Annotated in this window: 9 protein-coding genes; 7 read left to right on the top strand and 2 right to left on the bottom strand. The window is 46.4% G+C overall.

Annotated features, from left to right (window positions below; genetic code table 11):
- Window positions 1-292 precede the first annotated feature (292 nt).
- Both vsple_RS15610 and vsple_RS15605 read right to left on the bottom strand, forming a co-directional pair.
- Complete coding sequence (locus tag vsple_RS15610; RefSeq protein ID WP_261883768.1) at window positions 293-5,155, bottom strand: beta strand repeat-containing protein; 4,863 nt, start codon at window positions 5,153-5,155, stop codon at window positions 293-295.
- 217 nt (window positions 5,156-5,372) lie between these two features.
- A complete protein-coding gene (locus vsple_RS15605; RefSeq protein ID WP_261883767.1) occupies window positions 5,373-6,371 on the bottom strand; it encodes a hypothetical protein in 999 nt (332 codons plus the stop codon).
- 190 nt (window positions 6,372-6,561) lie between these two features.
- Between vsple_RS15605 and vsple_RS15600 the strand changes: the two genes are divergently transcribed.
- Genes vsple_RS15600 through vsple_RS15570 form a run of 7 tightly spaced genes read left to right on the top strand, consistent with a single transcriptional unit; the run spans window position 6,562 to window position 14,386 of the window.
- Window positions 6,562-7,815: a PP2C family protein-serine/threonine phosphatase gene (locus tag vsple_RS15600; protein WP_261883766.1), complete on the top strand. Its 1,254-nt coding sequence runs from the start codon at window positions 6,562-6,564 to the stop codon at window positions 7,813-7,815.
- Complete coding sequence (locus vsple_RS15595) at window positions 7,767-8,099, top strand: STAS domain-containing protein (protein WP_032552446.1); 333 nt, start codon at window positions 7,767-7,769, stop codon at window positions 8,097-8,099. Before vsple_RS15600 ends, vsple_RS15595 begins: the two co-directional genes overlap by 49 nt.
- Window positions 8,100-8,110: 11 nt before the next feature.
- Complete coding sequence (locus vsple_RS15590) at window positions 8,111-9,235, top strand: nucleotidyltransferase family protein (protein WP_255232692.1); 1,125 nt, start codon at window positions 8,111-8,113, stop codon at window positions 9,233-9,235.
- 15 nt (window positions 9,236-9,250) lie between these two features.
- A complete protein-coding gene (locus vsple_RS15585; protein WP_255232693.1) occupies window positions 9,251-9,733 on the top strand; it encodes an ATP-binding protein in 483 nt (160 codons plus the stop codon).
- Between the two features lie 50 nt (window positions 9,734-9,783).
- Entirely contained in the window at window positions 9,784-11,640 is a 1,857-nt protein-coding gene (locus vsple_RS15580; RefSeq protein WP_261883765.1) for a glycosyltransferase family 2 protein, read from the top strand.
- Complete coding sequence (locus tag vsple_RS15575) at window positions 11,630-12,952, top strand: DUF3131 domain-containing protein (protein ID WP_255232695.1); 1,323 nt, start codon at window positions 11,630-11,632, stop codon at window positions 12,950-12,952. Before vsple_RS15580 ends, vsple_RS15575 begins: the two co-directional genes overlap by 11 nt.
- Window positions 12,953-12,985: 33 nt before the next feature.
- The gene (locus vsple_RS15570; RefSeq protein ID WP_261883764.1) at window positions 12,986-14,386 is read left to right on the top strand and encodes a DUF3131 domain-containing protein; all 1,401 of its coding nucleotides are present in this window, start codon (window positions 12,986-12,988) and stop codon (window positions 14,384-14,386) included.
- Window positions 14,387-14,389 lie beyond the last annotated feature (3 nt).

The following is a 14,389-nucleotide window of genomic DNA, read 5'->3' as shown; positions in this document are numbered from 1 at the left end:
GAACAATATAGCTTTTGAAATGGACTCGCATGAGTCCATTTTTTCGTGGGAGTCGAAAAGGATTGACGGTGGATTCAAACACCAAGCTAGCGACTGAGGTGACTTAATAGCTAGGTCTAACTATGTGGGTTAGCTATTTAATGTAATCAGTTTTTTGACAGGGGATTGGTTAAGTAACGGATCGGGAGCCAATGGGCTAGGGAAGTAAATTAATGGTTTTGGCTTAGTAATCTTAGAATAGAAAGCGGCTCATAATGAGCCGCTTGTTGGTGAGTTAGCTTAATGAAGAGTGCTATACGTCTTCTGAATCTGGGAAGTGGATGTCTCCGCTATTCAAGTCACTCCAGATAACCACCTCTTGTCCTGCTTCACTCTCAAAGCGATAGCCGTATAGCGAGCCTGTGTCGATGTTACTTTCACGATAGATGTCTTGAAGAGTATCACTCATCTCTAGGTGGCTCTCAGTAAGTTGCCAACCCCAACCGGAAACATCGATACTGCTTGCACCAGTACATACAAATTGACCCGCAGTTTCACCAGCAGTGTTATTGGCTGCAATCTTATCCAGAGCCAAGGCAAGTTCTGTGTCACTTGAGCTGATCTTCACACCTTCAATCTCTTGGAAAGTATTGTGCGTCATATCGATCATTTGACTTTGATTGTCGCCGCCTACAACCAGTACATCGAAGTCTGAACCACCGCTAAAGTGAACGACTCCCGCTTGACCAGACTCAAGTTCACTTGAGTCAAAGATAAGTTGGTCGTTACCCGCACCACCATAGAGTTGGTCGATACCTTCACCACCATCTAGAATGTCGTTTCCGACTTGTCCGAATAGAGTGTCATTACCAGAGTCACCAGACAGTTTATCGTCGCCTTCGCCGCCATCTAGGGTATCTGAGTCATTATTGCCGCTTAGGGTATCGTTGCCTTCGCCGCCCGACACATAGTCGTCACCAGAGCCGCCAGACAGTTTGTCGTCACCGCTTGCACCATATAACATATCGTTGCCTCCATTACCTGATAATGTGTCGTCGCCGTCCTCACCAAATAGTGTATCGGCGGAGCCACCACCACCTAGGTTATCGTCTCCAGAACCGCCCCACAGCGTGTCTTCGCCTGAATCACCTCTTAGGGTATCGTTGCCTGTACCACCTACGAGAGTATCATCGCCAGAACCGCCAGATAGGTAATCGTTACCTGCGCCGCCATCTAAAGTATCTTGGTCATTTTGACCGTATATGATGTCATTGCCGTCGCCACCTTCGAGGGTATCGTCTCCATCGCCTGCGTAAAGTTTGTCGTCATCGGCACCACCAAATAGACGATCGTTGCCCGCGCCAGAGGATAGGGTGTCTGCACCGATACCACCGTAAAGGCTGTCTGAACCGCTACCAGTGGTGATTGAATCGTTACCTTCATCACCAGAAACAGTACTGTTACCTGAGTTTACTCTGATGGTATCGTTACCTTCACCACCTGTGATGGTATTGGTTTCGCCGCTTGCGGTGATATTGTCATTACCTTCACCGCCGCTGATATTGTTAGTGCCGCCACTGGCGGTAATCGTGTCGTTGCCTTCGCCACCAGCAATTGTGTTGGCGCTGCCAGCCACTGTGATTGTGTCGTTACCATCGTCACCGGAAATGTCATTTACTCCACCGCCGGTAGAGCTGATAACATCAGCACCTGCACCACCAGTGACCGTGTTACTAGCACCAGTCAGTTGGATATTGTCATCACCATCACCACCATCGACGATGTTGTTGTCTGAAGTATCTTCAATATAGTCGTTACCGTCACCACCTAACAGGGTATCGGCACCCGAACCACCGAGTAAGGTATCGTCGCCTTCGTCGCCTGATAGGGTATTGCTACCGCCTTCTGCAATGAGTTTATCATCGCCTAAACCACCAGATAGGGTATCGTCGCCTGCACCTGAGTAGATTTGGTCATCTCCAGCATCACCTGACAAGTTATCATTGCCAGCGCCACCGAAAATAAGGTCGTTGTCATCGCCACCAGATACGGTATCGTGACCTTCGCCTGCATCAATTAAGTCTTCACCTTCATTGCCGGACAGGTTGTCATTGCCCGCTGCACCAGAAAGAGTGTCATCGCCCAAACCACCGGTTGCTGTGTCAGCTCCTGCACCACCATAAAGTGTGTCGTCACCCTCACCGAGTGTGATTTTGTTTGCGCCATCTTCGCCGTACACGGTGTCATCACCAGTTCCTGCATCAATGGAGTCGTTACCGCTACCGGCATAAAGAATATCGTCTCCGCCAGCGCCTGTAATCGTATCGCTATCGGCGCCACCGTATAGGGTGTCCGCTTGTTCACTACCGATAAGCGTATCATCACCTTCGCCACCGAAAATGTTGTGGCTACCTGTCGCTGCCGCAATGAGTGTGTCGTTACCTTGTTCACCGAGTAGCGTGTCTTGGCCGTCATCGCGAATAATGTCGTCACCTTCGCCGCCGGCAAGAAGGTCATAACCGTCTCCACCAATAAGTTCATCGTTACCTGCACCACCAAATAGTGCGTCGTCACCGTCTCCACCTTTAAGTAGGTCGTCACCACTGCCTGCGTCAATGTGGTCGTTCCCTGCGCCAGCGTCGATAGTATCCGAACCGTCACCTGCGTAGATTTGGTCAGCACCTTCGCCAGTATCGATGTTGTCTGAGTTGATACCACCGTAGACAGTATCGTCACCTAAGCCTGTTGCAATGGTATTTGACCCAGACTCACCATATACGGTGTCATTACCTTCTCCAGTTGTAATGTTATCGGTACCTGAACCAGCATAAACGGTGTCATGACCAGCGCCAGACGAGATGGTATCGTTACCTGAACCACCAGAGAGCAGGTCATCTTGGTCTGCACTGACTAGCACGTCATCACCGCTTTCACCGTAGATTTCACTACGACCAGTACCACCGTCGAGCTGGTCGTTACCCGTACCACCAACTAGAATGTCGTCGCCTTCTTCACCTTTGATGATATCGTCGCCGTCATCACCAATTAGGGTATCGCTACCTGTACCACCGTGAATCACATCATCGTTAGCGCCACCTAGTACAGTGTCATTACCGACGCCTGCGTAGATTTCATCGCTACCTTGGTTACCTTCAATGAAATCGTCACCTTCACCAGCTTGAATTGAGTCATCACCGCTACCACCGTAAAGGCGGTCGCTCTCAGTAGAGCCAGTCAGTGTATCTTCACCGCTACCACCATAGAGTTCACTGGCATTCAAGCCGGCAGTAATGGTGTCATTGCCTTCTTCACCAAAGAGTTGGTTGTTGCCTGATACACCTTGGATAACATCGTCGTCTCCACCTGCATAGACTTGGTCGTTACCCGCGCCTGCGACGATGGTATCTTGTCCTGCACCAGTGAACGCTTTGTCGTGGCCTTCGCCAAGATTGATATTATCGGCGCCACTGCCTGAGTATACGGCGTCGTGATCAGCGCCTGAATCGACCGTATTGTCTCCGTCGCCTGCATAAACAGTGTCGTGGCCAGCGCCTGTTTGAATCGAATCTTTCCCAGCACCGGTATACATCAAGTCGTCACCAGAACCAGTGTTCAACGTGTTGTCACCGTCGCCCGCGAATATGGTGTCATGACCTTCACCAGTATCAATGGTATCGTCACCGAAATCTGTGTAGACAGTATCGTCGCCAGCACCAGACGTAATTTGGTTGTGCCCCGTTTCACCAAATACCGTGTCAGCGCCTTCCCCGGTATCAATGATGTCATCCCCAGAGCCGGCATAAACTTGGTCGTCACCAAGACCGGTTGTGATGGTATCAACACCTTCGTTACCATGAATAATGTCGTCACCTTCGCCGCCATCAATCACGTCATCGCCTTCGCCACCGAAGAGTTGGTCGTTACCAGCGCCACCCGTTAATGTGTCATCACCGATGTCACCATAGAGCGTGTCGTGTCCAGCTCCACCACTCATGGTGTCATCACCGTATTCACCCACTAAGGTATCGTGACCCTCACCGCCTGTAATGGTGTCGTCGCCATCGCCACCCAGTAGAAGGTCGTTACCTGCGTCGCCCGAAATTTGGTCAGCACCTGCACCACCAAGTACGAAGTCGTCACCTTCGCCGCCAGCGATGATGTCGTCTCCTTCTTCACCATGAATTTCATCGTTGCCTTGGTTTCCTTCAAGAACATCGTCGCCTTTACCACCGAAGAGCTTGTCGTTACCTTCGCCACCATAAAGCGCATCTTGCCCGTCATTACCGATCAGAGTATCGTGCCCTTCACCGCCATGGATCGTATCGTCACCTAACTCACCCATCAGCAGGTCGTCACCGTCACCACCGTGAATAGTGTCGTCACCGTCAGAGCCGAGTAGGGTATCGTTACCCGTCCCACCATCTAGGTAGTCATCTCCATTACCGCCAACTAAAACGTCGTCACCTTCTTCGCCGTATAAAGTATCATCATTGATGTCACCATCGAGGAAGTCATTCCCTTCGCCACCATAGATGGTGTCATTACCTTGTTGGCCTTTCAAAATGTCATCGCCACTGCCGCCGTCAATAGTATCGTCGTAGATGTTGCGAACGGCCACGTTCATGTCGCTTATGGTAGAGATAGGCTCGCCACTTTCGTTCAAGAAGCTAAAGGTGACTTCGCCATTGTCACCAATAGATGACTCAGGGATATCAATATCGACAGTAATATTCCCGCTAGCGTCTACCGTCGCAATTTGAGAAGCGATAATGGCGCCATTTTCATCGGTGAGTTGAACCGTCACAGTGCTGTTAGCGGCGAGACCGCCAACTGTGGTAGAGGTGTTTACCGCCTGGTTAACTGCAAAGTTATCTAATCTTACGGTGTGAGAAGCTTGTTGCTCGTTGGTTTCAGCTACAAACTCATAAGCGGTATACGATTCACCCCACGAGTCATCGCCACTCGCCGGCGTGTCATCGTTCTCTTCGAGGGCATATTCAACATCGCCTAAAACAGTGTCATTACCGCTGCCTGTTGAGATTTTGTCGCTACCTTCTCCTGCAGTGACAAAATCATCACCTGCAAGCGTGCTTATCTCATCATTACCAGAGCGGCTGTTTACCGCGTCATCTTGCTCTGTACCAACAATAAGATCGTCGTGTTTTGTTCCTTCCATGAGCCTTCTCCTAGCCGTATAAGATGATGTGTTTGGACGTTACGGTTCAAATAATCTGGTCTTGCATTTAGCGCGTTTATTTGAATCTCATATTGCTAATTGCATTTATGGTGCCAGTTGCATAATTCAAGTTGTAACTTAAGATTAGACGGCTTGAAGATCTTTGCCACAAAGATTCTCAAAATGAATGAAATCAACAACTAATAGGTAGAATAATTTAGAAAGCGAAACTGTATGCTAGGGTGATTGAGCCATCTTTGAAGCGTCCTGTCCCTTCACCTCTGTCAGAAGAGTTCCATCGATTCCCAGAATAATTGTTATATTGCAAAGTGAAGGTGCCCGGTCGCCAGTCAAAGTAACCAAAACCGTAGGTGTAGTCTGGGTTCCAAGGCTGTTGTTGCTGTTTGTCAAAATAGTAAAACGCCGTACCATTGACATACCAGTTCCCCCAAATCGAATATTTACAACCTAGGCTCAAGGTTTGATGGTTGTTTTTGTATTCGGTTGTCGCAAGATTGAAATACTCAGGCGTAAAGTTATAGTCAATTTGACAGCCTATGGCTCCATCGTCAGTAAACCTGAACAGATCGACGAAAGGTGACTTGATAGGGAATTTCCAACCAAGCGACCAAGTGCCCTGTTTGAATTCCGTCCGATTCTGCCCAGGGTCGGGATTAAATCGGTTCCCGCCGTAGTTCGAATAGACCAAGCTCAGAGTATAAGGTCGCCAATCGCTGTATCCGAATACGTAGGTAAAATCTGGGTTCCATGCCTGCTGTTGGTCACTATCTAAGTAGTGATAAACCGTACCAGAGACAAACCAAGCGCCGGCAATCGCGTATTTTAAGGAGAGAGTTAACGTCTGATTGAGATTGGTAGGTCCTTGAGTACTGCCCGCTGGAATGTTCGCTGATTCGGTTTCAGCCAATGGTTGGTGATAACCCACATTGCCACTTAACCCATCAAACAGTTCTCTGTCTTCCCACTCTTGAAAAGGGAAGGTGAATGAACTGGATACGCCTTTCCAAATCTCGTCTATCTCATCATCGGTTGGTCCTTTAGATGCAGAGAGGTTATTGCTGCTACTTGAAAGCGTCGCACGCTCTTGTGGGGGAGGCGCATGGGGAGCGGTATTTGCCAGAAAGCTGTCTGCCCATGTGCTATTTGGCAATAGAGCGATAGCGATAAGTATTCTGCGCTGAATAATTACTGTCATTATTAACAATTCACTCCGTGTAATTGTGTTACATACCGCACAACGTTAACTTAAGTACAACAAAAATATAAGAAACAATTTGCAAAGCAATGAGTTGAGTCTAACCTAAAGTAATAAAGCACGTTAACAAAAGCCAAAGATAAAATTGGCAGAAGTGTGATTGAAACGTCAGAAAGACTTAGGGAAAAGAATGAAGGATATTCTGCTTGTTGATGATAACCGAACCATCCTGGTTTATATGAGTTCGGTTTTAAAAAAGCGCGGTTATCAGATACATACTGCAACTAGCGGTGAGATAGCGTTGCAGATGTTAGCAGATAACGCCGACATTCAATTTGTACTTAGCGACTGGATGATGCCAGGAATGAGCGGGGTAGATCTTTGCAACGAGCTTAAATCCAAAAACTACCATCGCTACATCTTCTTTGTTCTTCTCTCTTCTAAAGGTGATGAAGCGTCCATTATCAGTGGCATTGACGCAGGTGCCGATGGTTTCATTGATAAGAAAACTTCAATCGACGAACTTGACGCGCGTATTCGCGCTGGGTTTCGCACTCTAGCACTTCATAACGAGGTCGTTGATAAAAACACTAAATTGGATCAAGCGTACGAAACGATTAAGCGAGACCTTGACTCCGCAAGTGAACTCATTCGTCAAATCTTACCCAAAACAAAACATTTTAGCTGTGTAGAGTTGAGCTACATCTCGCTCCCAAGTGCTCAAGTGGGTGGTGATATGTTGGGCTACATGCAGCTAGACACCGATCACGTTGCTTTCTACCTGTTTGACGTTGCCGGTCATGGCGTCTCTTCGGCACTAATGTCTTTCTCGGTGCAAACCAGCTTATCCGTTCAGAATGGTAGCTCTTCTGTGGTTCTGAAAAACGATGGCGATACATCAACCGTGTGTGCGCCTGCAGATGTGGTTTCTAAACTCAATGAAATGTACATGAGTAGTGATGCCAATATCCTTTATTTCACAATGATTTATGCCGTGCTCAATGTTAAGACAGGTCTAATGTCGTACTGCTGTGCAGGTCATCCACCTTTGGTATGGTGTCACGGCAATCAAGGAAATGCAGAACTGATTGGTCACGATAACTTCGTTGTTGGCGCCTTTGACGATGTCGAATATCAAGCTGCGCAAATTCAACTCGAACCAGGCGATAAAATCTGGTTTTACTCGGATGGTATTACAGAAGCGGATAACGGAGACGAGCAATACTCCGAAGAAGGCTTGCGTAATGCGATCGAACAACTGAATCAATACCCGATTCAACAGCAAACCGAATTACTAGTAAACAGTGTTAGAGACTGGACGAAGTCAGATTGTTTTGATGACGACGTCAGTGTTCTAGTTGCGGAATGGAAAGGTCCTCAGGAAGGAGAAGCTCAATGCGATATGAAATTAGTCAACAAGGCAACAGCACAGTTCTTCAAGTAAACGAAGAGCGATTTGACGCCAAATTAGCACCCCAGTTTAGAGAAGTTTTGGAGACACTTACGCCTGAGCTATTACCAAACGTTGTGCTAGATATTAGCAACGTTAAGTTTATGGATAGCAGTGGCTTGGGTGCAGTAATGGGTGTGTACAAGATGCTTCGCGATAAGAAAATTGCCGTTGCTAACGCTCAAAAGCCAGTTCAAGACCTGTTTAAACTTACGCGTATGGATAGGTTGATCAAGACTTATACCAGTGTCGATGAAGCACTCGCAACCGCTGTGTAAAGGGGATCGATATGAAGGGAATGATCTTAGCGGCAGGGAAAGGTACACGAGTGAAGCCAATCACTCAATCGCTGCCTAAGCCAATGATCCCAATTCTGGGTAAGCCGGTAATGGAATCGATGATTGAGCTCTTTTCGCAACACAATATCAATAAGATTGTGATTAACACTAGTCACTTAGCTGAAGTGATCGAAGGGTATTTCGGCGATGGGCATCATTTCGACGTTCAGCTCTCTTACTCTTATGAGGGCGAATGCGTTGATGGTAAGTATCAAAGCAAAGCGCTCGGTTCTGCTGGTGGGATGCAGAAAATTCAACAGTTTTCAGGCTTCTTTGATGAAACTTTTGTGGTGGTTTGTGGTGATGCTTGGATTGATTTGGATCTGACAGAAGCCGTACGTAAGCATAAAAAGAATGGCGGCATCGCTACTATTATTACCAAAAGTGTCATTCTAGATGACGTTGAAAAATACGGCGTTGTCGTTGCGGACGAAAAAGGGCTGGTCACTAGTTTCCAAGAAAAACCATCAAAAGAAGAAGCACTCTCTACGCAAATCAACACAGGTATCTACATCTTTGAGCCTGCGATCTTTGACTACATTCCGAAAGAGGGCGAATACGACATTGGTAGTGAGTTGTTCCCAATGTTGGTGGAGAAGCACGTCCCGTTTTACGCGGTTGAAATGAACTTCCAGTGGCTTGACGTAGGTAATATCACCGATATCTGGAGTGTGACCAAAGATATATTAGAAGGCAAAGTACCGGGCTACCGCATTCCAGGAACTCAAGTTAAAGCTGGGGTGTGGGTCGGGATCAATACGGTTGTTGACCTGAATAACTGTAATCTTCAGCCTCCCGTTGTAATAGGTAGCGGATGCAAAGTCGATCCGAATGCCAAAGTGATCGGTCCTGCGCTTATTGGGGCTAATTGTCAGTTGGATGAAAAAGCAGTGGTCGAAGAGTCACTTATCTTCGACAACATCCATATCAAGGAAAATTGTCATATAAAGCATCAAACCATTTTTGGTCAGTACTGCATTGGTCATGATGGTGTGCAGAATCATGACTTGGACTGGTGCAATCTTCGTTCTCATGCTGCGCACAATCGTGTATCAGACATGTTGAATGGTATGTAGCAGAGGAGTGTGCCGATGTTAGACGTATTCGAACAAGCGTACAAAAGCTCTTTAGAGACTTCACGTCAAGTCGCAATAGAACTCAACGATTATTGGTCTGGTATAGGCATTTCTCCCGTGTTGGCCACTCAACTGGAGTTGTGTGTGGTTGAGATGGTGAACAACACTTACATACATGCGTATAGCGAACAAGAAGGCAAGCCTGTCAAAGTAAAGTGCAATCTCAATGAAGACTCAGAAACAAAGACCATCTGTATCGACATCATCGATAGAGGTGAGTCTATGACACAAACGCAACTGGAAAAGGCACTGTCCAATGAGTTTGTTGATATGGACCCGGATGACGACACGACTTGGACAACATCCGGAAGAGGATTCATGATCGTTTCTGCTTTGATGGATGACGTCAAGCTACGCGTAGAAGATGGAGAAAACTGCTTCATGATGACCAAAGAGCTAGAGGAAAGTGACCTCATAGAGAATGTGTCTCCCCCCTAATAAAAGTCAAATAAGAGCTGGCTAGGTCAATAAAATAGGGAAAGGAATAAATGGATAATTATTTTGAGAAGTTTGAGCACAGAGTACCACCAGAGCCTGTGCCACATAGTATTCCCAGAGAACTTCTATATCAGTATTTGGCAACATGTAACTTAACACTTGGCATTTGGTATTTAGGTTGGCGCTGGATGTATGCCCTTAACTACGACGCTTTGTGGTTTTCGTTGCCTTTGGCATTTGCAGAATCTTGTGCCTTTATTGGTTCGATGCTGTTCACTTATAACTTGTGGAAAGTCGAGGATGAACCAAAGAAAGCGCCACCATACAAGATTTCAGAGTGTAGCTTAGACACTCAAGAAGACAGACCTATCAGTGTTGACGTGTTCTTTCCAAGCTACGATGAAGAGCCCGAACTGGTTAAGCTGAGTATATTAGACGCGCAGAAAATCACTTACCCGCACGATATCACCATCAAAATCTTCATTCTTGATGATGGTAAACGACCTGAAATGGAAGCGATGGCCAAAGAAATGGGCATTGGCTACATTACTCGCGACGGTAATGTCGGCTTTAAGGCAGGTAATTTAAGAAACGCGATGGAACGCACTAGCGGAGACTTCGTTGTCATCTGTGATGCTGATACGCGTCCTTTCTCAACCATTCTTGAAAACACGCTTGGTTACTTCAGAGATCCAACAGTGGCTTGGGTTCAAACACCTCAATGGTTCTTCGACCTACCAGAAGGCGAGCGTTTACCTAAGTTCCTTGAAAGAAAGTTGGGTAAATGGGCAAAATCTATCGGTTCAGGTATCGAAAGGTTCTATGGTCCAGTCACACTTGGTGAAGACCCATTTGTAAATGATCCACAGATGTTTTACGACGTCATTCAACGCCGTCGTAACTGGGTAAACGCATCATTCTGCTGTGGCGCAGGGTCGATTCACCGCCGTGAAGCAGTCATGGAAGCGGCGTTAAGAGCTTATGCAGAACAGATTACTAAAGAACAAGATGAAATCGAGGCGCAGATCCGTCGTCTAACCAAAGAGAAAAAGGTCGACCAGTCGGTGTCGGATAATTTGCGCGATGAAATCTTGTTTGATACGGAATTCACGCCTTACAAATTTCACGTATCTGAAGATCTTTACACGTCGATCGTGCTCCACTCTGATCGCGAGCGTAACTGGCGTTCCGTTATGCACCCTAATGTAGAGAGTAAAATGCTCTCTCCACAAGATCTACAAACGTGGACAGTACAACGATTTAAGTACTCTGGTGGGTCGATTGACATCTTTATGAATGACAACCCGATTTTCCGCAAAGGGCTCAACTTCAAACAGAAGCTGATGTATGGCGCGAGTTTTTGGTCCAATTTGTCGGCTATCTGGAACATTATTTTCCTAGCGTGTCCAATTATCTACTTCCTCACTTCAATTGCACCAGTAAGTGCCTATGACGTGACGTTCTATTTGCACTTCTTACCTTATGTTATCACTGCTGAGTTGGCGATGATGATAGGGACTTGGGGCGTCGCGGGCTATAAAGGCAAAACGAACTTCCTTTCATTCTTCCCGGTTAACTTGCGGGCGTTATGGACAGTGCTACGCGGGCGGAAAATCAGCTTCCCGACAACACCGAAAGAACGACAAACAGGTAACTTTTTCAAGCTAGTCATTCCGCAAGCGGCGGTATTCGGATTAAGTCTGTTTAGCTTGCTGTTTGCATGGTTTGGTCACTCAACCGGTTCATGGGGCGATTACTCTGTGGGCGGTCTTGTTCTAAATACATTTTGGATACTAAATAACATGTTGGCGATGTGGGGAATGATCGCAGCAGCATTCTGGACACCACCAGCTGAAAGCGAAGGTGAAGAAACTGCCAATTCAGAGGAGTTGAAGTATGGGGTTTAAAAAATCGATGGTTAACGCTCGCCATCATATTGTGTTCATCTTGGGCTTAGCGACAGCGCTTATTATTGCTTTCAGCATCGAAACTCGCGAATCGGGAAGAGTACTCGGAAATATTACCTTCGAAATTCCAGAAGATATTCCATTTAAGTCTTCACGCGTACTCTCCGAGCAGGAGTACGAGTGGGCAAGTGTGGCTTGGCAATATTTTGAGAACAACTATCAAGAAAATACAGGCTTAGTGAATTCAGTGGATGGTTATCCATCGACCACTATGTGGGATACCGCTTCTTATTTAATGGGACTCATTTCAGCAGAGAAGATCAATATCATTTCAACAGAAGAGTTTGAGCTGCGTATGGAAAAAGCACTCGCGACTTTGGCGCGCTTGCCGCTCGTTGATGGCCTATTACCCAATAAGGCTTACAACACGCAAACTCTAGAGATGGTGGACTACGCCAACAATCCTATTGAAAACGGCATTGGCTGGTCGGCGATCGATATCGGTCGAATCCTTGTTCCTATGAACATTATGATTTGGCAATACCCGCAGTTTAATAAGCAGGTAAATGACGTACTCAACCACTGGAAAGTGAGTGCAATGCTGGTGGACGGTTATATGTACGGTGCTCGTCCAACATCCGATGCAAGCGTTATGGAGTTAGTGCAAGAGGGTCGTATTGGTTACGAAGAGTATGCGTCCAAGTCATTAGCTTTGATGGGGCGTGATGTATTTAACTCTATGAAATATATCGATTACCTAGAGATGGTTGATATCTATGGTATCGAAATTCCGACAGATAAACGTGACCCTTCAAAATTCCACGCCCATAACTATGTAGTGAGTGAATCTTACATTCTTGATGGTATTGAGTTTGGTGCGGACAGTGTTTCAAAGGTATTTGCACACCGTATTTTCCAAGCTCAAGAGCGTCGTTACGAAGACACAGGTATTGTTACCGCTGTGAGTGAGGATAACGTTGATGAGGCGCCATACTTTGTCTACAACACGGTATTCTCGGATGGTGAAAAATGGAATGCCATCTCTGATGACGGTAAAGACCAATCACACCTAAAAACTCTTTCAACTAAAGCCGCATTCGGTTGGTACGCGCTTTATGATTCAGATTACACCGATGTTCTGATCAACGAAGCTTCTGACCTTTATTCGGATGAGAAAGGTTGGTACTCAGGTCGTTATGAAATTGATGGGCGCACTAACAAAGCAGTGACAGCAAACACCAACGGAATCGTCCTTGAGTCATTGGCATACATTGAGAATGGGCCGCTATTGACGATTGGTGAGTTGAAGTAAATCAGCGAATTAAAATAATAAGAAGGAATTTATATGCGAACGATTAGTCTTGGCTTGATCACTCTTGCAATCGTTGGTTGCGGTAGTAAATACAATCAATTCTCTGATGATATTGTTGACCGAAATACACACTGGACTGTCCCTAAACCTCGTCAAGGCGAGCTGACGGAGAAAGAGATGGATATGGCTCGTATCGCTTGGAAGTATTTTGAAAATAACTACCAAGAGTCGACGGGCTTGGTAAATGCGGTAAATAACTATCCATCTGTGACATGGTGGGATGCGGCATCCTATCTCGCGGGCATGACCAGTGCGTATGAGTTAGGGATTATTGAAAAAGAAGAGTTTGATAGACGACTTGTTCGTTTCCTAACAACTTTAAATACGCTCGACCTATTCATGGGGGAGTTACCAAACAAGGCGTATAACACCCAAACCGCGGCAAAAGTGGACTACGGTAACCAACCGGGTGAAATTGGGTATTCAGCTCTCGACTTAGGTCGTTTGATGATTTGGCTTTATATCCTTAAGAACCGTTACCCTGAATTCGCCACGAGTATCGACTCGGTGATGTTAAGGTGGAACTACTGTAACGTGGTGGATGAAAACGGCACCATGTTTGGCGCGCTACTTGAACCTGGAAAAGAGGTACAGTACCTCCAAGAAGGGCGACTTGGTTATGAAGAGTATGCAGCCAAAGGCTTTGAATTGTGGGGGTTTGATACGACTCAAGCGGCCATGGCCGAACCTTACGCCACGATTAACCTTTTCGGTTATGACATTCCTTACGATACGCGTGATCCGCGTAAACTAAAAGCACATAGTTACGTTGTAACTGAAAGTTATGTGTTGGATGGTATTGAATTGGGCTGGGACTTGGTGGAAGACCGAAGTCCACACGATTCCAGATATTCACATGAATGGATGGCTGAGTTTGCTCTACAAATCTATCGTGTACAGGAAGAACGTTACAAGCAAACCGGTATTATTACCGCGCGGACGGAGCACCAATTAGCCGGTGCGCCTTACTTCGTCTACGACACTATTTATACCGATGGTTTTGCATGGAACACCATCTCTGAAGTGGGTGAGTATCTGCCTCAGTACGCAGCGGTCGCCATTAAAGGCGCGATGGGGATGTGGGTTCTCTGGGATACCGAATACACCGACCTGTTGTTTGATCATGTTTCTACCGCTTACGATCGAGAGAAAGGTTTCTATGAAGGTATCTTCGAGAATGGGACTGGTCTGATTAACACTTTCACCTCCAATAATAACGGCATCACACTAGAGATCTTGTTGTATAAAAAACAGGGAAAATTACTTCAATACAAAGACCAGTTAGCACCGAGCTTATGGGAGAAAGCATTGGAGTCACCATTCGGTTATGAAGGGCAGTGTTTGCCTCGTAAAAAAATCAAACCCGTAGAATAAGGT

The sequence above is a fragment of the Vibrio pelagius genome, assembly GCF_024347575.1.
Taxonomy (GTDB): Bacteria; Pseudomonadota; Gammaproteobacteria; order Enterobacterales; family Vibrionaceae; genus Vibrio; species Vibrio pelagius.
The sequence above is the reverse complement of the archived record's forward strand: the minus strand, read 5'-3'. Positions and strand labels throughout refer to the sequence as shown.